The organism is Dactylosporangium sp. NPDC050688 (assembly GCF_040654515.1).
GTDB lineage: Bacteria > Actinomycetota > Actinomycetes > Mycobacteriales > Micromonosporaceae > Dactylosporangium.
Map to the genome: position 1 here is coordinate 19,786 of NZ_JBFAIC010000032.1, position 22,507 is coordinate 42,292.

General features: G+C 71.9%; 20 protein-coding genes and 1 tRNA gene. 9 read left to right on the forward strand and 12 right to left on the reverse strand.

Annotated elements, in window-relative coordinates:
- Positions 1 to 82: 82 nt before the first annotated feature.
- Entirely contained in the window at positions 83 to 562 is a 480-nt protein-coding gene (locus tag AB0H83_RS27465) for a histidine phosphatase family protein (protein WP_360099326.1), read from the forward strand.
- A gap of 89 nt (positions 563 to 651) precedes the next feature.
- On the opposite strand, the gene AB0H83_RS27470 is transcribed toward AB0H83_RS27465, so the two are convergent.
- From AB0H83_RS27470 to AB0H83_RS27485, 4 genes are all read right to left on the reverse strand, one after another.
- Positions 652 to 2,499 (reverse strand): acyl-CoA dehydrogenase, encoded by a 1,848-nt coding sequence (locus tag AB0H83_RS27470; RefSeq protein WP_360099328.1) that lies wholly within the window; start codon positions 2,497 to 2,499, stop codon positions 652 to 654.
- Between the two features lie 414 nt (positions 2,500 to 2,913).
- Entirely contained in the window at positions 2,914 to 4,023 is a 1,110-nt protein-coding gene (locus tag AB0H83_RS27475) for a PP2C family protein-serine/threonine phosphatase (RefSeq protein WP_360099330.1), read from the reverse strand.
- 67 nt (positions 4,024 to 4,090) lie between these two features.
- Positions 4,091 to 4,711, reverse strand: a complete 621-nt coding sequence (locus AB0H83_RS27480; protein WP_360099332.1) for a septal ring lytic transglycosylase RlpA family protein — start codon at positions 4,709 to 4,711, stop codon at positions 4,091 to 4,093.
- A 151-nt stretch (positions 4,712 to 4,862) separates the two neighbouring features.
- Positions 4,863 to 6,635: a proline--tRNA ligase gene (locus AB0H83_RS27485; RefSeq protein ID WP_360099473.1), complete on the reverse strand. Its 1,773-nt coding sequence runs from the start codon at positions 6,633 to 6,635 to the stop codon at positions 4,863 to 4,865.
- A gap of 138 nt (positions 6,636 to 6,773) precedes the next feature.
- On the opposite strand from AB0H83_RS27485, the gene AB0H83_RS27490 reads away from it, so the two are divergent.
- Positions 6,774 to 8,564, forward strand: coding sequence for a glycosyltransferase family 4 protein (locus tag AB0H83_RS27490; RefSeq protein ID WP_360099334.1), 1,791 nt, complete (start codon positions 6,774 to 6,776; stop codon positions 8,562 to 8,564).
- A gap of 153 nt (positions 8,565 to 8,717) precedes the next feature.
- Positions 8,718 to 11,573 (forward strand): BTAD domain-containing putative transcriptional regulator, encoded by a 2,856-nt coding sequence (locus tag AB0H83_RS27495; RefSeq protein WP_360099336.1) that lies wholly within the window; start codon positions 8,718 to 8,720, stop codon positions 11,571 to 11,573.
- Here AB0H83_RS27495 and AB0H83_RS27500 read toward each other — a convergent pair whose 3' ends face one another.
- The gene (locus tag AB0H83_RS27500; RefSeq protein ID WP_360099338.1) at positions 11,574 to 11,987 is read right to left on the reverse strand and encodes a cupin domain-containing protein; all 414 of its coding nucleotides are present in this window, start codon (positions 11,985 to 11,987) and stop codon (positions 11,574 to 11,576) included.
- Positions 11,988 to 12,057: 70 nt separating this feature from the next.
- On the opposite strand from AB0H83_RS27500, the gene AB0H83_RS27505 reads away from it, so the two are divergent.
- Both AB0H83_RS27505 and AB0H83_RS27510 read left to right on the forward strand, forming a co-directional pair.
- Positions 12,058 to 15,225 carry a BTAD domain-containing putative transcriptional regulator gene (locus tag AB0H83_RS27505; RefSeq protein WP_360099340.1) on the forward strand — a complete coding sequence of 1,056 codons (3,168 nt, stop codon included), beginning with the start codon at positions 12,058 to 12,060 and terminating at the stop codon, positions 15,223 to 15,225.
- Positions 15,226 to 15,330: 105 nt separating this feature from the next.
- On the forward strand, positions 15,331 to 15,993 hold the full coding sequence (locus tag AB0H83_RS27510) for a hypothetical protein (protein ID WP_360099342.1): 663 nt from the start codon (positions 15,331 to 15,333) through the stop codon (positions 15,991 to 15,993).
- A gap of 89 nt (positions 15,994 to 16,082) precedes the next feature.
- On the opposite strand, the gene AB0H83_RS27515 is transcribed toward AB0H83_RS27510, so the two are convergent.
- From AB0H83_RS27515 to AB0H83_RS27525, 3 genes are all read right to left on the reverse strand, one after another.
- Positions 16,083 to 17,189, reverse strand: coding sequence for a ricin-type beta-trefoil lectin domain protein (locus AB0H83_RS27515; protein WP_360099344.1), 1,107 nt, complete (start codon positions 17,187 to 17,189; stop codon positions 16,083 to 16,085).
- Positions 17,190 to 17,923: 734 nt separating this feature from the next.
- The gene (locus AB0H83_RS27520; RefSeq protein ID WP_360099346.1) at positions 17,924 to 18,223 is read right to left on the reverse strand and encodes a helix-turn-helix transcriptional regulator; all 300 of its coding nucleotides are present in this window, start codon (positions 18,221 to 18,223) and stop codon (positions 17,924 to 17,926) included.
- Complete coding sequence (locus AB0H83_RS27525; RefSeq protein ID WP_360099348.1) at positions 18,220 to 18,381, reverse strand: hypothetical protein; 162 nt, start codon at positions 18,379 to 18,381, stop codon at positions 18,220 to 18,222. The genes AB0H83_RS27520 and AB0H83_RS27525 overlap by 4 nt, the downstream gene beginning before the upstream one ends.
- On the opposite strand from AB0H83_RS27525, the gene AB0H83_RS27530 reads away from it, so the two are divergent.
- On the forward strand, positions 18,371 to 18,706 hold the full coding sequence (locus AB0H83_RS27530) for a type II toxin-antitoxin system RelE/ParE family toxin (RefSeq protein WP_360099350.1): 336 nt from the start codon (positions 18,371 to 18,373) through the stop codon (positions 18,704 to 18,706). The two genes, AB0H83_RS27525 and AB0H83_RS27530, sit on opposite strands and share 11 nt — an antisense overlap.
- A gap of 25 nt (positions 18,707 to 18,731) precedes the next feature.
- On the forward strand, positions 18,732 to 19,022 hold the full coding sequence (locus AB0H83_RS27535; RefSeq protein WP_360099352.1) for a helix-turn-helix transcriptional regulator: 291 nt from the start codon (positions 18,732 to 18,734) through the stop codon (positions 19,020 to 19,022).
- Positions 19,023 to 19,281: 259 nt separating this feature from the next.
- On the opposite strand, the gene AB0H83_RS27540 is transcribed toward AB0H83_RS27535, so the two are convergent.
- The 4 genes from AB0H83_RS27540 to AB0H83_RS27555 form a co-directional block, all read right to left on the reverse strand.
- Positions 19,282 to 19,956, reverse strand: a complete 675-nt coding sequence (locus tag AB0H83_RS27540; protein ID WP_360099354.1) for a nucleotidyl transferase AbiEii/AbiGii toxin family protein — start codon at positions 19,954 to 19,956, stop codon at positions 19,282 to 19,284.
- A gap of 2 nt (positions 19,957 to 19,958) precedes the next feature.
- On the reverse strand, positions 19,959 to 20,129 hold the full coding sequence (locus tag AB0H83_RS27545) for a hypothetical protein (protein WP_360099356.1): 171 nt from the start codon (positions 20,127 to 20,129) through the stop codon (positions 19,959 to 19,961).
- Between the two features lie 401 nt (positions 20,130 to 20,530).
- Positions 20,531 to 20,601 (reverse strand) — tRNA-Gly (locus tag AB0H83_RS27550).
- Between the two features lie 9 nt (positions 20,602 to 20,610).
- Entirely contained in the window at positions 20,611 to 21,117 is a 507-nt protein-coding gene (locus tag AB0H83_RS27555; RefSeq protein WP_360099358.1) for a pyridoxamine 5'-phosphate oxidase, read from the reverse strand.
- A 66-nt stretch (positions 21,118 to 21,183) separates the two neighbouring features.
- Between AB0H83_RS27555 and AB0H83_RS27560 the strand changes: the two genes are divergently transcribed.
- Complete coding sequence (locus tag AB0H83_RS27560) at positions 21,184 to 21,636, forward strand: MarR family transcriptional regulator (RefSeq protein WP_360099360.1); 453 nt, start codon at positions 21,184 to 21,186, stop codon at positions 21,634 to 21,636.
- A gap of 12 nt (positions 21,637 to 21,648) precedes the next feature.
- Positions 21,649 to 22,230, forward strand: a complete 582-nt coding sequence (gene dcd / locus AB0H83_RS27565; RefSeq protein ID WP_360099362.1) for a dCTP deaminase — start codon at positions 21,649 to 21,651, stop codon at positions 22,228 to 22,230.
- The last annotated feature ends 277 nt before the right edge of the window (positions 22,231 to 22,507 follow it).

Sequence of the window (22,507 nt, forward strand, 5' to 3'; positions counted from 1 at the left end):
ACGTCTCTACGTCTGGTTTACCCACGGACGGCACCGGTCAATCGGCCCGCTCCGGCGGGCCGGATCGGGCACTCTTGACGGCATGACCGAGCGCACGCTGATCCTGCTCCGGCACGCAAAGTCGGTGGACCCGGATCCGTACCCGACCGACCTCGAGCGCCCGCTGAGCCCGCGCGGCCGCCGGGACGCCGCCGCGGCCGGCGAATGGCTGCGCGAGCAGGGCCTCCTGCCCGATCTGGTGCTCTGCTCGACGGCCGTGCGCACCCGCGAGACCCTGGAGGGCCTGCAGCTCGCCGCCCTTCCGGTGATGTTCGAGCACCGCCTGTACCTGGGCCCCGCGCACGACACGCTCGACCTGATCCGCGACGGCGCGCCGGACGTGTCGACGCTGCTCGTGATCGGCCACAACCCGACCCTGTCGATGCTGTCGGACCTGCTGGCCCCGGACGCGCTGCCCGATGAGGGCCTGCCGACGAGCGGGATCGCGGTCCACACGGTGCCCGGCGCCTGGCGCGACCTCGACACGGCCGCGCTGCGGACGCACCACACCGCCCGCGGCTGACCCGGGAGCCGGCCCAGCGGCACAGAAATGGCGGGAGGGCGCCATTGCCCTCCCGCCAGCTTCTCTGTGGTGCGGTTACGCCAGGAAACCTAGAACGCGTCCTCCGACAGCTCCATCGCGTCCAGCGTCGTGCCCTCGACGATCCGGCGGTCCGAGCCGATGCGGGGCAGGACCTCGCGGGCGAAGAACTTCGCGGCGGCGACCTTGCCCTCGTAGAAGGCGGTCTCGGTGGTGCCGGCGGCCAGGGCCTTCAGGGCGACCTCGGCTTGCCGCTGCAGGAGCCAGCCGACCACGACGTCGCCGAGGGCGAGCAGGAAGCGGCGGGTGTTGAGGCCGACCTTGTACAGGGCCTGGGCGTCGCCGGCCTGCGCCTCGCCGAGCCAGCCGGTGAAGATGCCGAGCATGGTCTGGGTCTCGGTGAGGGCCTTGCCCAGCGCGACGCGCTCGACCTTGAGCTGGCCGTTGCCGCCCTCGGCCGCCAGGAACTGCTGGATCTCGGCGGCGACGGTGAGCAGCGCCTTGCCCTGGTCCTTCACGATCTTGCGGAAGACGAGGTCGAGGCTCTGGATCGCGGTCGTGCCCTCGTAGAGAGTGTCGATCTTCGAGTCGCGGACGTACTGCTCCAGCGGGTAGTCCTGCAGGAAGCCGGAGCCGCCGAAGGTCTGCAGCGCCTCGTGGCCGAGCAGCTCGTAGGCCCGCTCCGAGCCGACGCCCTTGACCAGCGGAAGCAGCAGGTCGTTGACCCGCTTGGCGATCTTCGCGGCCTTCTCGTCGCCGGCGGCCTCGGCGAGGGCCACCTTGTCCTGCCAGGAGGCGGTGTACAGCACGAGCGCGCGCAGGCCTTCGGCGTAGGACTTCTGCAGCAGCAGCGAGCGGCGCACGTCGGGGTGGTGGGTGATCGTGACCCGGGGCGCGGCCTTGTCGTTGCTGGCGAGGTCGGCGCCCTGGACGCGGCTCTTGGCGTATTCGAGCGCGTTGAGGTAGCCGGTCGACAGGGTGGCGATCGCCTTCGTGCCGACCATCATCCGCGCGTACTCGATGATGAGGAACATCTGGCGGATGCCTTCGTGCACGTCGCCGAGCAGCCAGCCCTTGGCGGGGACGCCGTGACCGCCGAACGTGACCTCGCACGTGGTGGAGACCTTGAGGCCCATCTTGTGCTCGACGTTGGTGACGAAGACGCCGTTGCGGTCCTTGAGCTCTCCGGTCTCGCCGTCGAAGTGGAACTTCGGCACGACGAAGAGCGAGAGGCCCTTGGTGCCGGGGCCGCCGGCGCCGGGCGTGTCGACCGGCCGGGCCAGCACGTAGTGGACGATGTTCTCGGTGAGGTCGTGCTCGCCGCTGGTGATGAAGCGCTTGACGCCCTCGATGTGCCAGGAGCCGTCGGCCTGCGGGATCGCCTTGGTGCGGCCGGCGCCGACGTCGGAGCCCGCGTCGGGCTCGGTCAGCACCATCGTGGAGCCCCACTGGCGTTCGACGAAGAGCTTCGCCCACTTCTTCTGCTCTTCGGTGCCCTCGATCCGCAGCGTGTTGGCGAACGAGGGGCCGGACGCGTACATCCAGACCGGCGCGTTGGAGCCCAGCACCATCTCGGCGAGGGCCCACCACAGCGCCCGCGGCGCGGGGGTCCCGTCGAGCTCGGCGGGCAGGTCGAGGCGCCAGAACTCGGCCGCCATGAACGCCTCATAGGACTTCCGGAACGACTCGGGCATCTTCACCGAGTGCGTGGCCGGGTCGAAGACCGGCGGGTTGCGGTCGGCGTCCGTGTAGCTGGCGGCGAGATCCTCGCGGGCGAGCCGGTCGACCTCCGCGAGGATGCTGCGGGCGGTGTCGACGTCCAGGTCACCGTAGGTGCCCTGGCTGAGGACGCTGTCGACGCCGAGCACCTCGAAGAGGTTGAACTCGAGGTCCCGCAGGTTGCTCTTGTAGTGGCTCATCGCGGAGTGGCCCCCGTCTCTGGGTCGCTTTTGTAGATCGAGCATGGATGACCGAGGTTACCAGTCGGTAACAGCCATCTTATTACTCGCAAGTAACCTCGGGCAACCCGCCCGGACGGGTGACGGCGGTCACACGCAGCCTCACCTATCTCGGCAGGTCAGGGTGATCCCTGAGTAGCTGAGGGTGATAGATGAGTAGCCCGACGGGAGCAGGTGCGCACGACACGCCGTCACCCGCGGGTGATGCGCTCGTTGAGCGGTTACTCGCAGTCAAGAGGAGGGCACCCGCGATGATCGTCAGGATGATGGGCTCTCTGTTCGCTCCCAAGTACCCGCGGTTCTACACCGGCCGGCACCGCGCCCCGATGCGGCGTCTCATCCCGCGCCCGCGGGTTGTCATCGACTGAGACGGCTTCAGCCCACAGTCGTCGCTCCGGCGCCGCCGATCTCCCAGCTGGGGACCGTCGCCGGAGCCTTCACGCCCTGGTACTCGACCAGGACCAGCGCGATGTCGTCGTCGAGCCGGCCGCGCACCCATTCCAGCAGCGCGCTCTCCAGCGAGGCCAGCCCGTCGGCGACGGTGCCGTGCCCGAGGAGCCGCTGCGCCCGCTCCGCCGTCGGAAAGAACTGCCCGTCGCGGCGCGCCTCCGCCAGCCCGTCGGTGAAGAAGAGCAGCCGGTCGCCGGGCTCGAGCCGCTCGACGCGGGGCTTGACCACCGGCATGAAGCCCAGCGGTGGCGCGTTGGACGGCGGGTCGAGCGGGATGACCTGGCCGCGGCGCAGCAGCAGCGGCGCGGGGTGCCCGCAGTTGACGATCGTGAGGGTGCCGCCGCGCTCCTCGATCAGCGCCGCGGTCACGAAGTCCTCGTCGCCCACGGAGCGGGCCACGGCCCGGTCCAGGTCGGCGACGATGGCGCGCAGGTCGGCGCGCTCGAAGGCGACGTGCCGGTAGGAGCCCAGGACGATGCTGGCGAGCCGGACCGCGTCCAGGCCCTTGCCCCGCACGTCGCCGATGATCATGCGGACGCCGTACGGGGTGTCCACCGCCTCGTACAGGTCACCGCCGATGTCGGCGGCGGCGCTGGCGGAGATGTACCGGGCGGCGATGGTCAACGGGCCCAGCTGCGGCCCGAGCGGGCGCAGGACGGCCTGCTGCGCCACGGAGGCGAGCTTGGACAGCTCGGCGTACCGCGCGATCTGCCGCTGCCGGATGGCGCCCACGGCGGAGGCGATGCCGGCGGCGAGGATGACCGCGCCGAGGTTGAGCAGCATCACCAGGGTGCGCTCGCGGCTGTGCATGAGCTCGATCGTGCAGAACACGAGGGCGAGGACGGTCGAGGCGCTGCCGACGGCGAGGACCTCGGGCCAGGACGCGAACGCGGCGGCGAGGAACGGCGCCGCGGCCAGCAGGCCGATGTAGTTGGCGTCGACGCCGTCGGCGACCTCGGCGGCCAGCACCAGGCAGAGCAGCACGAAGGCCGCGCCGACTCCGGCGCGGGCTTCGGGAAGCAACGGTCGTTTCATAGGTCCGATCGACAGCATGCCACCAAAGGGCCGCCGGACCGCTCAAACAAACGGCCGGGATCCGGCGTTACTTGAGTACCTCGTACCGTGCGTTGATCACTCCGGCACTCACCGAAGCGATCGTGACGAACGCGCCGCGGGCGAGGTCGAGGCAGCGTCCGCTGACGAACGGCCCCCGGTCGTTGATGCGCACGACGACCGATTTGCCATTGGCCAGGTTGGTGACCCGGACCTGGGTGTTGAACGGCAGCTCTTTGTGCGCGGCCGTCAGCCCGTTGGGGTTGAAGCTCTCCCCGTTGGCGGTGCGCGAACCGGTGTCGTAGTAGGACGCCTTGCACGTGCCGGTGCCCGTCACAGCGCCGCCGGTCGCCTTGGGCGTGCTCGACGCCGACGGCTTCTTCGTCGGCGACTTCGTGACCTCCGGTGCCTTGCTGACCTGCGGCGACGCGGACGCGCTGGGCGACGGGGCGGAGGTGGCGGGCGAGGGTCGCTCGCCGCGGTCCGCGCGGTCGGCCGGACCACGGCTGCCGTCGATCGCATCGGCGGCCGTCGGCTTCGCGTCGTCCGATCTCATATTGACGGTGGCGATTGCACCACCGATCAGGGCGACCGCGGCGACAACGCCTGCGATCAATGGAGCCAGGTGACGCCGGGTCATTGCGGTATGGCGGCCGGACAACGTCAGCACCCTTCGTTGACAGCATGGCCGTGACCGAACGTATCGGCTCCTCCGGGCCTCCAGTCAAACCGAAGCGCCGTATGCGGGGGGATTTGACGGGATAGGTCCGGCCGAACGGCTGATCCGACAAGAAGCCGAACGGCCGACCCTTGCCGCGCCGTCAGACCGCCCTGATGACCGCGGCGATACGCTCCGCAGCGCCCTCGACCGGGATCTCCTCTTTCTCGCCGGTCTTGCGGTCGCGGATCTCCACCATGCCGTCGGCCAGCCGCTTGCCGACGACCACGATGGTCGGGACGCCGAGCAGCTCCGAGTCGTTGAACTTGACCCCCGGCGAGACGTCCTTGCGGTCGTCGAGCAGCACCTCGAGCCCGGTCGCGGCGAGGGCGTCGGCGAGCTGCGCGGCGCCGGCCTTGATCTCCTCGGTCTTGCCCGCGGCGACCACGTGCACGTCGGCGGGTGACAGCTCCCGGGGCCAGCACAGGCCACGGTCGTCGGCGGTCTGCTCGGCGATCACGGCGATGGCGCGGGACACGCCGACGCCGTAGGAGCCCATGGTGACGGTGACGGCCTTGCCGTGCTGGTCCAGCACGGTGAGGCCGAGCGCCTTCGCGTACTTGCGGCCGAGCTGGAAGATGTGGCCGATCTCGATGCCGCGGGCCAGCTCCAGCGTGCCGCCGTCGACGGGGCACAGGTCGCCGTCCTGGATGCGGACCGCCTCGACAACGCCGTCGGGGGTGAAGTCACGCCCGGCGACGAGGTTCATGACGTGCTTGCCGGGCTGGTCGGCGCCGGTGATCCAGCTGGTGCCGTCCACGACGCGGGGGTCGACCAGGTACCGGATGCCGGAGGAGCCCTTCTCGCCCAGGACGCCGGGGCCGATGTAGCCCTTGACCAGCGCGGGGTGCTGCTGGAACTCGGCCTCCGACATCGGCGCCACCTCGGCGGGGGCCACCTGGGCCTCCAGGCGGCGCAGGTCGACCTCCCGGTCGCCGGGCACGCCGACGGCCAGGGGCTCACGCTTGCCGTCGGGCAGCGTCAGCATCAGCATGACGTTCTTCAGCGTGTCGCCGGCGCCCCAGGCGCGGTCGTCGCGGCGCAGGTCGTCGCGCTCGTTGAACAGGTCGACCAGCGTCTCGATCGTGGGGGTGTCCGGGGTGTCGACCACCCGCGCGGCGGGCAGCCCGTCGATGGGCAGGGCCGCGATCGCGGGCGTGGTGACCGCCTCGACGTTCGCGGCGTAGTCGCCGTTCGCGCAGCGGACGAACGTGTCCTCGCCGATGTCGCACACCGCGAGGAACTCCTCGGAGGCGCTGCCACCCATCGCGCCGCTCATCGCGGAGCACACGACGTAGTCCAGGCCGAGCCGGTCGAAGATCTTGATGTAGGCGGAGCGATGCCGCTGGTACGCCTCGCGCAGCCCGTCGTCGTCCACGTCGAACGAGTAGGAGTCCTTCATCAGGAACTCCCGCCCGCGCAGGATGCCGGCCCGGGGACGGGCCTCGTCGCGGTACTTCGTCTGGATCTGGTACAGGGTGAGCGGCAGGTCCTTGTAGGAGGAGTAGAAGTCCTTCACGGCGAGGGTGAACATCTCCTCGTGCGTGGGGCCGAGCAGGTAGTCACCCCCGCGGCGGTCCTTCAACCGGAACAGGTTGGCGCCGTACTCCGTCCAGCGGCCCGTCGCCTCGTAGGGCTCCCGGGGCAGCAGGGCGGGGAAGGTCAGCTCCTGACCGCCGATGGCGTCCATCTCGTCGCGGATGACCCGCTCGACGTTGCGCAGCACGCGCAGCCCCATCGGCAGCAGGGTGAAGATGCCCGGGGCGACCCGGCGCACATAGCCGGCGCGCACGAGCAGCCGGTGGCTCGTCACCTCGGCATCCGCGGGGTCTTCGCGCAGCGTCCGCACGAACAGCGTGGACATCTTCAGCACCATCTGGGTTCCCACCCTTACTTCTCAAACAGGCCTTCGGCGACGATACCCGCACGACTGCGGTGCGTGACTATCGGGTTTTGCCGGCAAGTGCTCCCGGTTTGCCCTCAAAACCGCCGGCGGGCGGCCGATAAGCGGGGTATGCGGCCGAATGAAACCGCGCCCGACCCGGCGCTCCTGCTGCGTCCTGACCTGGCCGCGGCCGTCGCCGCCGCCCGGAACGCGGAGTTCCTCGCCCGCCGCCAGCTGCCGGCCCCGCCGCCGGTGCCGCGGCTGCCACCCCTCGGCGGCGCGCCGGAGCGGCTGCGGGTGTGCTTCCTGGTGCCGCGCACCGACGTCGGCGGCGGCGCTCGGGTGCTGTTCGAGCACGCGAACCGGCTGCTCGCCCGGGGCCACCGGGTGACGGTGCTCAGCCATTTTCCACCACCGGCGTGGTTCGACCTGCGGGCCCGGTTCCGGCAGGTGCCGTTCGGCGTCGAGCTCGCCGAGGCCGTCCCGGCCTGCGACGTGATCGTCGCCGGGTACTGGGACCAGGTCCTCGCCGCCCGCGTCCTCGGCATCGCCCCGGTCGTGCACTTCGAGCAGGGCGACTTCCACCTGTTCGAGGACGTCGACGAGACGGTCCGCGGCGTGGTGGCCAGAAGCCTGGAGGCCGCCGACGCGACGATCATCGTCAGCGGGACGGTCGCCGAGGTCCAACGCCAGCGGTACGGCGTGACCGCGACCGTGATCCCCAACGCCGTCGACCCGGCCGTGTTCCACCCGCCGGCGGTGTTCGACCGCACGCCCAGCGGCCGGCGGCCGTACCTGCTGTGTGTCGGCTGGGACGGCAACACGTTCAAGGGCATCGCCGAGATGCGCCAGGTGTGGCGGTCCGTCGTCGAGCACGGCCACGCCGTCGACGTGGTGTGGGTGACGCCGAAGCCGCCGCGGGAGCCGTTCGGCGAGGTCGCCGTCGCCCCGGACCAGGCCACGCTCGGCGCCCTGTTCCGCGAGGCCGCCGTGTACGTCTGCTGCTCGCACTACGAGACGTTCGGCCTGCCGCCGCTGGAGGCGATGGCGTCGGGCACGCCGGTGGTGACGACGCGGAACACCGGCGTCCTCGAGTACGCCCGCGACGGCGTCAACGCGCTGCTCGCCGACGTGCGCGACGTCAACGGGCTGGCCACCCAGGTGCGGCGGGTGCTGGACGAGCCCGGCCTGGCGGCCCGGCTGCGCGACGGCGGCCTGCAGACCGCGGCCGGCTACTCGTGGGACACGATCGTGCCGCGCATCGAGGACACGTACCGGCAGGTGCGGGCCGCCTGGTCCCCCGCGACCGGCGACGGCTGGCGCTTCGACCTCGGCGGGCTGCGGTTCGTCGACGCCGACGCCGAGCAGCGGCTCCGGCAGCGCGCCGCCGCGTCGGGTGCGGGTGCGGTCGCGGTGCCGGTCACGTTCCCGGCGTTCGACGGGCACCGCGCGGTGCGGTGGCGGGTCGTGGGCCGCAGGACCGGCGGCGGCACCGGCGTCAGCCGCGCCTACCTGCCGGCGCACGCCGACGCCGTGCCCGACGACCTGCCGTACGCGGGTGCCCTGCGCGACTTCGCGGCCGGCCGCTTCGACCAGGCGCTGGAAGGGTTCCTGGACGTGCACCGGCGCGGCGGGTCGGCCACCCGCCCGTCGGCCGCCCGGTGGATCGTGCTGACGTTGCTGGAGCAGGGCCACGACGAGCAGGCGGCGTCGGTGCTGTCCGGCGCCGTGGAGGCGTTCCCCGACCACAGCGACTTCCACTACCTGCACGCGATGAGCGCCCTGCTGAGCGGCCGGCCCATCGACGGCGCGGCGTACGTCGCCGCCATCGACGCCCTCGGCCCCGCCACCCACTACGACGAGTGGTTCGACGACCCGGGCACCCTCATCCGCGAGCGGCTGCTCGCACCTGCCCGCTGACGCTTTCCGCGTACGGTGGCCGGCTCTTGCGCGCCGTCCACCGCACACCCCCGTTCGGCCGTGTTGACCACCCCGAATATGCGTGCCGCCGCTTGCGCCAGGCTTGACACGCCAGCGGAGGTGGGCTCAGGCGACCCGCTACGGTGGGCCGCTGTGAGGTTCCGGCTCCTCGGTCCGTTGGCGATCGACACGTCCGCGGGCGCCGTCGTGCTGCGCCGGCGGCGGGAGCGGTGCCTGCTGGCCGTCCTGCTGCTGCACAACCACGTGCCCGTGCCGGTGGAGCGGCTGGCGTACCTGCTGTGGGACGGCGAGCCGGTGCCGACGGCACGCCAGCTGCTGCACAGCCACGTGTCCCGGGTCCGGGCCGCCCTGCGCTCCGCGGGTGCGCTGGTGAGCAGCACGGGCACGTCGTACCAGATCGACGTCGACGACGAGGAGATCGACGCGCGGCGCTTCAGCGGGATGGTCGCGGCGGCCCGCGCCCTGTCCGGCCCGGCGGAGCGCGGCGCACGGCTGCGCGCGGCCCTGGACCTGTGGCGCGGTGACGCGCTCGACGACACGGTGTCGGCCTGGCTGCGGCCCCGGCTGGTGGGCGACCTCGAAGAGCTGCGGCTGGTGGCGACCGAGGAGTGGCTGGCGTGCGAGATCGCCACCGGCCGCCACGTCGAGGTGCTGCCGGAGCTGACCCGGCTGGCGGCCGCCCACCCCACCCGGGAAGGGCTGCTGGGCCTGTGGATGCGGGCGCTGGACGGCACCGGGCGCAGCCTGGAGGCCCTTGCGGTGTACCAGCGCCACCAGCAGCGGCTGGCCCGGGAGTTCGGCCTCGACCCGGGCCCTGAGCTGCAGCGCCTGCACCTGGCGGTGCTGCGGGGCCAGCCCGGGCCCACCGAACCGGCGCCGCCGGCGCTCCCCGAACCGCCGCCGTCGGCGCTTGTCGAACCGGCGCCGCAGGGAGCGCCGGCGAGACCGTCGGGGCCCGTGCCCGCGCAGCTGCCACCGGCCGTGCGCGGGTTCACCGGGCGCGGGAACGCGCTCGCGAAGCTCGACGCGCTCGCCGCCGCGGTCGCCCCGACCGCGACCGTGATCTGCACCGTCGCCGGCACCGCGGGCATCGGCAAGACCACGCTCGTGCTGCATTGGGCGCACCAGGTCGCCGGCCGGTTTCCCGACGGCCAGCTGTACGTGAACCTGCGCGGCTTCGACCGCACCGCGCCGCCGGCCGACCCGGCCGAGGTGCTCCGGGGGTTCCTCGACGCGCTGGACGTCGCGCCGCGGCGCGTCCCGGCCGGCGTCGAGGCGCAGGCCGCCCTGTACCGCAGCCACCTGGCCGGCCGCCGGATGCTGCTGGTGCTCGACAACGCCCGCGACTCCGAGCAGGTGCGCCCGCTGCTGCCCGGCGCGGGCGGCTGCCTGGTGCTGGTCACCAGCCGCAACGAGCTGTCCGGGCTGCACACGTCGGAGGGCGCGGAGCCGCTGGTGCTGGACCTGCTGCCGCCGGCCGACGCGCGGTGGCTGCTGGCCGCGCGGCTCGGCGCCGACCGGGTCGCCAAGGAGTCCGCCGCCGTCGACGCGATCGTCGAGGCATGCACCGGCCTCCCGCTCGCCCTTGCGATCGTGGCCGCCCGCGCGGCCGGGCGTCCCGCGCTCCCGCTCGCCGGCATCGCCGCCGAGCTGCGGCAGGCCGCCGGCCGGCAGCTCGACGCGTTCACCGGCGCGGAGCGCGACGTCGACGCGCGGGCCGTGCTGTCGTGGTCGTACGCCGCGCTCAGCCCGGCGGCGGCCCGGATGTTCCGCCTGCTGGGCCTGCACCCTGGGCCCGACGTGACCGCACCGGCCGCGGCCGCCCTGGCCGGTGCGCCGGACGCCGCCGCCGCGGCACTGCCGGACCCGGACGCCGCCGCGGCGCTGCTGGAGCTGACCAGGGCCAATCTGCTCACCGAGCACGCGGCCGGCCGGTACACCTTCCACGACCTCCTGCGCGCCTACGCCGCGGAGCAGGCCGAGGCCGTCGACGCGCCCGAGGACCGCGCCGCCGCGCAGCGCCGGATGCTGGATCACTACCTGCACACCGCCTATGCCGGGACCCGGCTGCTGAGCCCGCACCGGGAGCCCTTGGAGCTGGCGCCGTCCGGGGTGCCGCCGGAGCCGCTGGCCGACGCCAAGCAGAGCCTCGCCTGGTTCACCGCCGAGCGTCCGGTACTGCTGGCGGCGATCGGCCTGGCCGCGCGGCACGGGTACGACACGCACGCCTGGCAGCTGGCGTGGGCGCTGGCCACCTTCCTGGACCGGCAGGGCCTGTGGGGCGACTGGCTGCACGCGTCGCTGACCGGGCTCGCCGCCGCCGAACGCCTGCCGGACCGGCACGGCGCGGCGCACAGCCACCGCCTCATCGCGCACGTGTACCTGAAGCTCAACCGCGCCGACGACGCGCAGCGGCACTCCGTGCGGGCCCTGGAGCTGTACGAAGAGCTCGGCGACGCGGGCCGGCAGGCGCAGGGCCACCTGAACCTCGCCGAGATCGCCGTCCACCGTGGACAGTACGAGGACGGCTTCCGGCAGGCGGCGCGGGCGCGCGAGCTGTTCCGCACCGCGGACAGCCCCACCGGCGAGGCCAACGCGCTCAACGCGATGGGCTGGCTGCACGCCCAACTCGGCAACCACCGCGAGGCCGTGGCCACCTGCCGTGAGGCGCTCGCGCTGCACCAGCGGCTGGACAACCGGCAGGGCGAGGCCGAGACCTGGGACAGCCTCGGCTTCGCCCATCACCACCTGCGGGAGTACGAGTCGGCGATCGAGTGTTTCCAGCGGGCGCTCGCCCTCTTCGAGGACACCGGCGACCGCTGCTTCGAGGCCGACACCCTGCACCATCTCGGCGACAGTCACCTGGCGCTCGGCGACGTCAAGGCCGCCCGTGACGTGTTGCACCGGTCCCTGGCCGTCTTCGAGTCGCTCGACCACCCCGACGCCGCCGAGGTCCGGGCCAAGCTGTCGGCCACCGAGGGCGGGTAGCTACCGCGGGTGGACGAGCACGCCGTGGTCGGCGGCGAGGGTGATCAGCGTGCCGGGGCTGGTCCCGGGCAGCGCCGACACGGTGGCGAGGTACGCCTCCGGCCCCGGCGGGACGAGGACCACGAGCACCCGGCAGGCCCCGCCGGCGACCCGCACCGCGACGCGCGAGCCCCGCGGCACGTACGCCGCCTGCCCGGCGCCGAGGTCCAGGTCGCGGCCGTCGACGGTGAGCACGCACCGGCCGCCGCCGAGCATCACGAACACCTGGTCGGTGCCCGGCATCGTGTGCGGCGGCGGCTCCTGGCCCGGCTCCCACGCGCACACCACGATCCCGACCGACCCCCCGGTCCGGGTCGCGTCCGCGAGCACGGCGAAGGTGTCCTCCGGGTCGACCCCGGCGACGTAAGCAGGCATGTGCGCCACGCTCGCGGGCCGTCCTGGCGCGTCGCTGGTGTCTGCCTGGTGTCGCGGTACGGTGGCGACCGTGCTGCTGGTGCGGGTGCTCGGTCCGACCGCGGTCACCGACGCCGGCGGCGGTGACCTCGACCTCGGCGCCCGCCGGCACGCCGAGGTGCTGGCGCTGCTCGCCGCGCATCACGGCCGGCAAATGCGCGCCGAGACCCTCGCCGATCTCGTCTGGCGGGGCGCGCCGCCGCCGTCCGCGTCGACGACCCTGCAGGGGTACATCGCACGCCTGCGCAAGACCCTGGAGCCGGGGCGCCCGGGTGCCGCGTCGTCGTGCATCGTGACCGTCGGCGATGGGTACAAGCTGAATCTGGAGACCGACGCGGCGCGCTTCGAGGCGGACGTGCGGCGGGCCCGCGATCGCCTCACGGTCGCCCCCGCGCAGGCCGCCGAGCTGCTGGCCGGGGCCCTCGCGGCGTGGCGCGGTGCCGCCTACGCCGACGTGCAGGACATCGACGCCCTCGCACCGGAGATCCAGCGCCTCGACGAGCTGCGGATCGTGGCCCGGGAGGCGCACGCGCAGGCGCTGCTGGCCGCCGGCGAGGACGCCGAGGTAGTGCCCGACCTGCGCAGGCTCGTCGCCGAGCACCCGCTGCGGGAGCGCGGCCCGGCGCTGCTGGCGACCGCCCTGTACCGCAGCGGCCGCCAGGCCGACGCCCTGGCCGTGCTGCGTGACCTGCGCGGGCGGCTCGTCGACGAGCTCGGCGTCGACCCCGGCCCGGAGCTCGTCACCCTGGAGAAGCGCCTGCTCAACCAGGATCCCGTCCTGCTCACCCGGCCCGCCGCGGCACCCCGGTCCCGGGGCGGCTTCGCCGGGCGCGGCCCCGAGTCCGCCGCGCTGCGCCGCGCGTGGGAGCAGGCGCGCGCCGGGGCCGTCAGCACGGTGGTCCTGCGGGGCGAGGCCGGCATCGGCAAGACCCGGCTGGTCGAGGAACTGCTCGACACCGTGGTCACCCCGTCGGGCGGCGCGGTGCGCTGGGGCCGGTGCAGCGCCGCTCCGGGGGCACCGGCGTACTGGCCGTGGGCGCAGGTGCTCGGCGGCGTGCCGACGCTGGACACCGGCATGGAGGCCGGACGGTTCGCCTTCGGACTCGACCTCGGCAAGCGCCTCGGCTCGCTCGCACCCACCGCGGTCGTCCTCGACGACGTGCACTGGGCCGACCCGGACTCGCTCATCGTGCTCGAGATCGCGCTCGACACGCTGCACGACGCGCCCCTGCTGCTGATCCTGACCGCCCGCGACGACCCGCCGCGGGCGCCCGACGAGCTGCGCCGGGTCCTCGCCGCGCTGGCCCGCCGCCGCGGCCACGCCGACCTGCGGCTGGCCGGGCTGACCCCCGACGAGGCGGCCGGCCTGCTTTCCGGTTCCGGCGCGTCGCTGGATGTGGCACGGTTGGTCGCGCGTACCGGTGGCAACCCGTACTTCCTGCGCTCCCTGGCCGCGCTCGGGCCGGACGCCGACCTGCCCGGCGACGTGCGGGACACGGTCCGCCAGCGGGTCGGCGTGCTGCCCGACGGCGGTGCCGAGCTGCTGGCCGCGCTCAGCCTCGCCGGCCGCGACCTGCCGATCGCCGTCGCGGCGGCGGCCGCCGGCCGGTCACTCGACGGGATCGAGCAGGCCCTGGCCGCGGCGCTGCGCGGCGGCCTGGTCGCCGAGTCCGCGCCCGGGCGGCTGCGGGTCGGGCACGACCTGGTCCGCGAGGCCGTCGCCGCGGACGTCGGTCCGGCCGCGCGCGTCGCCGTGCACACCCGCCTCGCCGACGCCCTCGCCGGCCTGGGCGTCGGGCTGTCGCCGGCCATCGCCGAGCACCGCCTCGCCGCGGCGGCCGGCGCGGCCGACGACCGGGCGTCCCGAGCCGCGCTCGACGCCGCCCGCGACGCGCTCGCCGGCGCCGCCCTGGACGACGCCGTCACGTGGGCCCGGCGGGGCCTCGACGCGGCCACCGACGACGCGGTCCGCGCCGACCTGCACCGGGTCATCGGCACCGCCGCCCGCCGCGCCGGCCGGCTCGAGGTCAGCGAGACGGCGCTGCGGCAGGAGGCCGGCATCGCCCGCCGCACCGGCGACTGGACCCGCTTCGCCGAGGCCGCCCTGGAGTCCGCACCCGGCGGGATCGGCGGCTACTGGGCGCTGTTCGGCATGCCCCTGCTCGGCCCCAACCCCCTGCTGGAGGAGTCGCTCGGCTACCTCGACGACCTCGCACCCGCGCTGCGCGGCCGCCTGCTGGCCGCCGAGGCGACCCAGCGCACCGGCACCGACAAGCCGGGTGCCGCGCAGTTCGCCGAGCGCGCCCTCACCGAGGCCGGCACCGATCGCGACGCCCGGGCCCGCGCGCTCGTCGCGGCGCTGCTGGCGACATGGACCCCGGACACCGCGCCGCAGCGGCTGACCCGCGTCGAGGAGCTGCTCGGGTTCTGCGCGCACGACCCGGGCCTCGAAGCGACCGCCGCCCACCTGCACCGATGCGTCCTGCTGGAGCTGGGCCGGGTCGCGGAGTCCGCACGCGCCTCCCGCCGGTTCACCGCCGTCGCGCAGCGCACCGCGGACCCCGACCTCGCACTGCTGGACACCTGGTGGGACGCGGGCCTGCACCTCCTGCGCGGCGAGTCCGCGCAGGCCCAGGCGCTGGCCGAAGCGGCGGCCGGTGCCGCGGCCCTGGCCTCACCGGCAGCGGCGACGCTCGACCTCATCTCCCGCTCCACTGTGGACGGCATCGCTGCCTGGCACGCGGGCCGGCTCACCGACGTCGTCGGTGACGCCGCCGACCTGGCCGCCGGCACCGACGCCGGGTTCCTGCTGGTCGTCGCGCTCGGCCACGCCGAGGCCGGCAACCGCGACGTGGCCCTGCCGATCATCGACCGGCTGCTCGCGGCACCCCCCGAGGGCCAGCGCCGGGCACCATGGGCCGTCATGCTCACCGCCGCGCTCGTCGCGCTGGACGAGGCCGACCGCCTGGCCATGTTGTTGCCGACGCTGGAGTCGTACGGCCAGCAGATCGTCGTCCTCTGGCCGGGCGTGGTCATCCTCGGCCCTGCCCAGCTCTACCTCGGCGGCGCCCTCGCCGTGACGGGCTCGGTCTCCCATGCCCGCCGGGCACTCACGCTCGCCCTCGAGCAGTCCTTGGCGCTCGGAGCCCGCCCTTACGCGGCCCGCGCCCGGGCGCTCCTGGACCGCCTGCCGGGCTGACTGGTCCGGGGCTGCGGCGGTACACCAGCGGCGTACCAGCGCCCCCGCCAACCCTTTGGGCAGCGGCGCATTCCGGCGCCCTCACCACCCAAAGGACTTTCTTCCATGAACGCATACACCCTGCGCCGCCTCAGCGGCCTGGCCGCCATCGCCGCCGGCCCGCTGTGCATCCTCGGCGGCCTCCTGCACCCCATCAAGGACGGTCAGGCCCACAACGTCGAGGCCCTCGTCGGCCCGCACGCCTTCGGCTCGATGGCCCTGCTGCTCGGCACAGTCCTGCTGTTGCTCGGCCTACCCGGCACGTACGGCTGGCTCGGCCCCCGCCTGGGCACCCTCGGCCTCATCGGCTTCGTCCTCTACTTCACCGGCAACGTGCTCAGCACCATCCCCCACCTCGTGGTCATGGGCTTCGCCGCCTCCGACATGGCCCACCACCACCCCGACATGATCTCGGAGAAGGACGTCATCATCGGCGCCCCCGGCTTCGAGGCCGAGCAGATCGCCTCGGGCCTGGCCCTGGTCCTGGGCCTGCTCATCTTCGGCATCGCCCTGCTCCGCGCCCGCGGCGGCGTCCCCCGCTGGCTCGGCTGGACCGGCGTGGCGGGCGCCGTGCTGCAGCTCGCTCCCCTGCGGGCGATGCCGGTGGTGAGCGGCCTGCAGATCGAACTGCTCCGCGGTGCGCTGCTGATCGGCCTGGGCCTGCTGGCGATCCGCTCCAGCCGTGAGGAGTCAGCCGCCGCTCTGGTCCCCGAGCCGGCGGCGGTGTGATCCCCAGCTTCCAGCCGGGGCGGCAGCGATGCCGCCCCGCTGCGTCTGTTCAGCGCACCGCAGGCCGCTTTCGGCGGTCGATCGGCCGGTCAGCGCACCGCCCACTGTTGAGCGCCGGTACCGTTGCAGTCGTAGATCTGCAGAGGGGTCTCGTTGGCGGTCGCGCCGGCGGCGACGTCCAGGCAGCGGCCGCTACCGACTGCTGTGATCGAGCCGTTGGGGTTGAACGTCCACTTCTGGTTGGTGCCACCGTGACAAGGCCAGATGATCACCTTGGTCCTGTTGGCGGTGCCGGCACTGTGCACGTCGAGGCAGCTGGTGCCGTACACGCGCAGTTCGCCGGCGGCGGTGCGGCTCCAGCGCTGGTTGGCACCGCCGTGGCAGTCCCAGATGATGGTGGCGGCGCCGGCGGCGGTGCTGGCCCTGTTGACGTCCAGGCAGCGAAGCGATCTGGCGTTGGTCAGGTTGACAGCCTTTGCGGTGGGCGGGCCGGCGGGCCTGAGGCTGTTCGGCACCGAACGCAGGGCGGAATACCAGGCCGCCGCCATCTTGTCGTAGCCCGCAGCGGTCGGATGAGTGCCGTCGGCGAGGTCGGACACACTCACCACGCTGTGCATATCGACCAGGTGAACGCGCGGTCCCTTGCCGGCCACGACGCCGGGAAGTGCGGCGTTGAAGGCTCGTATCCGGGTCTCGTTGGCCGAATTGCTCGATGGCACGAGCTGCGCGACGAAGATTTCCACGCCGGGTGCGTGGAGCTGGATTTTGTCGATGAGCCCGGAGAGCCGGCCCGGCGCGTTGGCCAGGCCGTGATTCTGGCTCACGTCGTTGGTGCCGACGTGCAGCAGCACGGCGTGCGGGTTGGTCGCGCGGAGCCAGTCCGCGACTCTCGCATCAATCTGGTCGATGCGCCAGCCGGTGTGCCCCTCGTGGTCACGATCGCCGAGCGACGCGGGGCCGTTGGAAGCGGATCCGACGAAGTCGACAGCGTAGCCACCCCTGACAAAGCGCTGCCACAGGCCGGTGCGATACCCGCCCGGAGTGGTGAAGCCATCGGTGATGGAGGCGCCCAGCGGCATGACACGCACGCCCCTGTTGGACTCCGCGTGCGCGGGGCTGGCGGCGGCGACGGCTACGGTGGCCGCCAGGACGGTCACGGCCGCGGCAGTGCTGATCAGACGTAAGCGGTGATGCACGGATTCCCTCCAGTGGACGGGGAACGGCCGAAGACCTGGAGCTCGCAGATTCGGGTGTCGGAGTCGGTGGTCTGGGCCGGCGTGATGGAGTTCAGACCGCACGTACCGTGCCGACGGTGCTGTTGGTGGCTCTGACCTTTTAACGGATCACGCCCATGTCCCAGTTCATCTGTGCTCGCGAACCCAGACCTGCCTCGTCCGGCCGAGCCGCAATGGAGCATGACAAGCGCTGCGATCCGCCATGGGCACAGGCTGAAGTTGCGCAGCGCCTTGAATGTCTTTCTTGAGCAGGGCATCGCCTGAGCCGGCCCGGTAGCCGGAGTGTGACCGATGATCAATACGAACCGCCGCCGCGCAGGACGGGATGCGACGGCCAACGTCGCTGCCCTTGCGAGGGTTCTGGCACGCCAGGCACCGATTGGCTGGACGCCTCCATCCGCCGTCCGTCATCGAAGAAGGGGCGCCAGGGCCGTCCCGCAGTCCACCGGAGGCGGCTGATGCCCGAGGCCCGAGCCGGGTGGGCCGCAACGCAGACACGCCAGGTCCGGACACCTATCCCGACCTGGCGCTTCAACGTCCTAGCGGGTGGAGGAGAAACGAACCCTCACTGTCAGCTTGGGAACTGGACAAGGTGATGACGGCGCCGCCCATTCGGCTGTCGCGAGTGCCGGGAGCGGCCTGGAGCAACCTCATGACGCCTGTCGTAATGGCACGCTAAAGGCACGCCGAGTTGGTCATGCCGCATCAGGCCTGGCCTGAAAACCGACTGCCAGCTCAACATCGAGCGCTCGCGCCAGACGTTCGAGGACTGGCAGCGCCGGCATGGTCCCGCCGGCTTCGAAGCGCGCGATCGCGGACTGCGTCATCGAGGCCGCCGCAGCCAGCTCGGTCTGACTCCATCCTCGGCGTTCACGGAGTTCGCGGACCGCCCGACCCAACTCGAACGCCAGCCTCGTCGACTCGTAAGCCTCGACCGCACCGGGCTCAGCCATCCGGCGGCTGCGCAGTTCATTCCAGTCGCTGCGACCGCTCATCTCTCAACCTCCTCTTCGACGGTGTGCATCTCGGCGATGCACCGCGCCAGCGCCCGCCGGGCCCGCTTGACCTCACTGGTTTCACGGTCGCGGGTCTTCCGGAACACCGTGAGGAGAATGATCCGCTCCCCCGAGGCGATCCAGTAGGTGATCCGCACGGCGGCACTGCGGCTGACGGAGTACGCCAAGGCCGAAGCGATGGCTGACATCCTCGCCGAGCGCGCCGAGACGCTCGGCGAGCCCTACTCGCGACACCTCGGCGGCAAGACACGCGAACTGCGGTTCCAACTCGACAGGTCAGCCGTCCGCATCAGCTACTGGCTCGCACCACAGACTCGGGTGGTGCTGCTGACCGTGTTCCGCAAGTCCCGCCAGGTGGAACGCGCCGAGGTCATGCGAGCTATCGCCGCTCAGCAGACGTGCGAGCTGGGACATGAGGACCATGCACCGGCGACCGAGATCTTCGAACGAAAATGGCAATGAAGCACAACGGAAGGGCGGAAGGACTATGACGGCACGTCACTCTCGCTGGGAGCGCACCGGCGCCGAGCAGCACAACTCCGCCTACGAGGAGGCACGGGCAGCACTCCTGCTCGGCCAGATGGTCTACGACCGTCGCACCGAACTCGGCCTCACCCAAGGCGAACTCGCTGAACGCGCCAGCATGACCCAACCGCAACTGTCCCGCCTGGAATCGGGTGGCGCCATGCCCACCGTGCCACTGCTGGCCAGACTCGCCGCTGCCCTCGACGCGGAACTCGACATCACCTTCAAACCTCACCGCGACGCTGCCGCCTGAGTCGCGTCAGGACAGCTGACCATCGGGCTAACGGCACGCTAATGTCCCGCAGCGAGTTCCGAGTGACCAGATATGCAAAAAGCCCTGGCTGGACTTACGTCCTGACCAAGGCCCCCGCGTCCGAGCGGGTGAAGGGAATCGAACCCTCACTGTCAGCTTGGGAACCGTACAAGTCGGCCTGCCCAAGCGCGTGAACCTCCAGGTCACGCGTGCGGCAAGCGGCCTGGAGCGGCCAGACTTCGCCTAAGGTAATGGCCCACTAATGGCCCGGCGCGTCTCGGGCTTTCGACAACTGTGCCCGCCATCCGTCGACACGCTCCCGGAGCGCCGAAACCTCGGCAGGATCGACGCCGTACTCGGCGAAATCCTCGTCATCGAATCGCATGATCGACCGTAACATCTGCTCGAAGATTGCCCGGTCAAAGCCTGCGTCAACCGCCTCGGCAAGCTCGCACAACTGCTCCAGCGTGTAGCGCTCGCTTGTGATCGCGGCATCGATGTCGAGGAAGTCGCGCGCGGCGGCACGGTTGTACAGAGCGTCCACCTTGCCGGCCATGACGTCGTCGGCGTGCAGCACCGGGCCGATGTCCATCTGCACCGGCGGCTGCGAACGCCAGTTGGCGACCAACTCGACGCGGTGGTGCTCGCTTCGCTCTGCCGGGTCTGTGAGGTAGAGCCGGGCAAAGGTCTCCGTGCGGTGGTCGATCTCCACCTCGTAACCGGCTGTCACGTAGGCGGCGATGACGACCTCGACCGCGGCAGGAAAGTCAGCCCGTCGTTGCCAGTCGGCGAAGAGATCGACGTCCTCGCTCGGACGCTGCAAGATGCCGTGGGCGGCAACGGCGTGACCGCCGGCCAACGCGAACCCATGCTGACCACCGGCCCGTAGTCCGATCTCCGCGAGCCGGCGGTGCGTAGGCGCTTTGTCGTGCATCACTAGGCAGCGGGCCGCCTTGTGGTGGCGAGGTCGGGAAACTGCTCTTCCCAGAGCTGCCGGACCTGCGGTGGCAGCACGAGATCAGGCCAGAGCCTCTGCAGCGTCGGGCCGTCGAGCCATGTCTGGAGTTCCTCGACATGTGTGGCTTCGCGAAGCACTGTCTCGTACATGCTCGCCAACCGTCGCGGGTTACCGAGGTCGTAGACAGCCCGTCCCGACCAGTTCAACCGCCGGTCAAGTCTTGCCTCACCGGTGATCGGCCCATGCAACTCGCCCAGGTCGGGCACAACGACGTAGGGACGCTGGTCCGCGTAGCGCGACCCAAGCGGCGCTCGGGCGCCATCCACACTCATTCCCGCCCCTCCATCGCCATGCGGCTCACGTCAACGGTAGTCCACCGACCAGTCGTGACGAAGTCCGCCGCGACGTCGCCACGCGAGGGCACCCGCAAGCGCGTCGAGACAGCTGACAGTGAGGTAATGGCACGCTAATGGCCCGCAGCGGTTTCGAGTGATCGGACATGCGAGAGGCCCTGGCGGGACATCTGTCCTGACCAGGGCCTCTGCGTCCGAGCGGGTGAAGGGAATCGAACCCTCACTGTCAGCTTGGGAAGCTGATGTTCTGCCATTGAACTACACCCGCGAGCGACGCCTACTGTACCGAATCTGCGGGCGTCGTGCACGGGCCATTCCGGCGGGCTCGTGGAACTCGGGCTAAGCGGTCGCGCCACAGGGTCTTCGTGGAGGTCAGTGGGGAGTCGCGCTGGACGATGAGGGCCACCTCCACGGTGAGGGCGTAGAGCTTCCAGTCGACGCGCTGGGCGGCTCGCATCTGCAGGGCGAGGGACGCCACGAGCAGGGGATCCATGACGGGGGTGGCGTGGCCGGAGAGGTAGGCCTCGTCGGAGGTGTCCTCGGCGGGGAAGCTGTGCAGGGCGTAACGGCCGTCGCGGTCGAGGTCGTGGCGCTTCGGGGAGGGCAGGATGAAGCAGTAGAGGCCGTCGTCGGTGATGACGGGCATCACGGGGTGGACGCGGGGACCGCCGTCGGGGCGGATGGTGGCCAGGTAGCCCATGCCGGGGCCGTACTGGCAGATCAGGGTGCGGATGGCCGTCGCCAGCAGGGGCTCGGCCGCGGAGAATTCAGCCCACGTCGCCATGCCTCCAAGGTACTCGTACACATGTACGAAGAGTGTGTGATTCCACGAATGAAGGACAATGACCCGGTGGGTGATGCGGACGCGTTGATCGACCTTCTCAGAGGGTTCAACATTCAGGCGGACCGGTTCCTCGAGGTGTTCACCCGGGCGCACGGGCTGCACCGGACGGATCTCAACGCGGTGGCGTACATCTGGCAGGCGGCCGAGGAGGACAAGCCGCTGACGCCCGGCGAGCTGGCGCGCACGCTGCGGCTGAGCCCGGCGGCTACGACCGCGCTGCTCGACCGGCTGGCGAAGGCGGGGCATGTCGAGCGGCGGCACGACACGGAGGACCGGCGGCGGGTACACCTCGTGATGCAGCCGCCGGCGAAGGAGCTGGCGCTGGCCTTCTTCACGCCGCTGGGGCAGCATCTGCGGGCGGCGCTCGCGGAGTTCGACGAGGCCGAGCTGGCGACCGCGGTCAGAGTCCTGCTGAAGGTGAACGAGGCGACCGCAAAGGCCGCTGACGAGGCGACGTAATAGGGTCAGGGCGTGCTGCTCTCCGACCGTGACCTGACCAAAGAGCTCGCCGACGGCCAGTTGCGGCTCGACCCGTTCGACAAGGACCTCGTCCAGCCGTCCAGCATCGACGTGCGGCTCGACCGGTGGTTCCGGGTGTTCAACAACCACCTGTACACCCACATCGACCCGGCGACGCAACAGGACGATCTCACCGCGATGGTGGAGGTCGAGGACGGTCAGCCGTTCGTGCTGCATCCGGGCGAGTTCGTGCTCGCCTCGACGCTGGAGGTGATCAGCCTCGGCGACCAGCTTGCCGGACGGCTCGAGGGCAAGTCCAGCCTGGGCCGGCTCGGGCTGCTGACGCACTCGACCGCGGGGTTCATCGATCCGGGGTTCTCCGGGCACGTGACGCTTGAGCTGTCCAACGTGGCGAACCTGCCGATCATGCTCTGGCCGGGGATGAAGATCGGGCAGCTGTGCATCTTCCGGCTGTCCTCGCCGTCGGAGCACCCGTACGGTTCGGCGATTTACGGCTCGCGGTACCAGGGGCAGCGCGGCCCGACGCCGAGCCGCTCCTGGCAGAACTGGCGCACCTGGCCGACGACGGCCTAGGAAAGGCACCTGGCCGACGACGGCCTAAGAGGTCACTCACACGGCCACGCGCCGACGCGTGGCCGCGTGAGCGGGTGCGGCATCCGGTGCCCGCCGTCGTGCCGGCCGGACCACCGTGGTGATCCAAGTCGCGTCCCGGCCGTCCGGACGACCACTCCGCGACTTCGATCAACCGCGCAAGATCACCAGTGAGCCGGCACGATGGATCGGCCACTGCGCCGGCGCGATCTGCAGTGGGCGGCCCGGAACGGAACAAATACGAAGAAGGGCGGCTCCC

Bases quoted from the DNA above. Each gene is read 5' to 3' on its own strand.
- AB0H83_RS27465 (WP_360099326.1), top strand. From the start codon at position 83: ATGACCGAGCGCACGCTGATCCTGCTCCGGCACGCAAAGTCGGTGGAC.
- AB0H83_RS27470 (WP_360099328.1), bottom strand. From the start codon at position 2,499: ATGAGCCACTACAAGAGCAACCTGCGGGACCTCGAGTTCAACCTCTTC.
- AB0H83_RS27475 (WP_360099330.1), bottom strand. From the start codon at position 4,023: ATGAAACGACCGTTGCTTCCCGAAGCCCGCGCCGGAGTCGGCGCGGCC.
- AB0H83_RS27485 (WP_360099473.1), bottom strand. From the start codon at position 6,635: ATGGTGCTGAAGATGTCCACGCTGTTCGTGCGGACGCTGCGCGAAGAC.
- AB0H83_RS27490 (WP_360099334.1), top strand. From the start codon at position 6,774: ATGCGGCCGAATGAAACCGCGCCCGACCCGGCGCTCCTGCTGCGTCCT.
- AB0H83_RS27500 (WP_360099338.1), bottom strand. From the start codon at position 11,987: ATGCCTGCTTACGTCGCCGGGGTCGACCCGGAGGACACCTTCGCCGTG.
- AB0H83_RS27510 (WP_360099342.1), top strand. From the start codon at position 15,331: ATGAACGCATACACCCTGCGCCGCCTCAGCGGCCTGGCCGCCATCGCC.
- AB0H83_RS27520 (WP_360099346.1), bottom strand. From the start codon at position 18,223: ATGAGCGGTCGCAGCGACTGGAATGAACTGCGCAGCCGCCGGATGGCT.
- AB0H83_RS27535 (WP_360099352.1), top strand. From the start codon at position 18,732: ATGACGGCACGTCACTCTCGCTGGGAGCGCACCGGCGCCGAGCAGCAC.
- AB0H83_RS27540 (WP_360099354.1), bottom strand. From the start codon at position 19,956: ATGCACGACAAAGCGCCTACGCACCGCCGGCTCGCGGAGATCGGACTA.
- AB0H83_RS27545 (WP_360099356.1), bottom strand. From the start codon at position 20,129: ATGTACGAGACAGTGCTTCGCGAAGCCACACATGTCGAGGAACTCCAG.
- AB0H83_RS27555 (WP_360099358.1), bottom strand. From the start codon at position 21,117: ATGGCGACGTGGGCTGAATTCTCCGCGGCCGAGCCCCTGCTGGCGACG.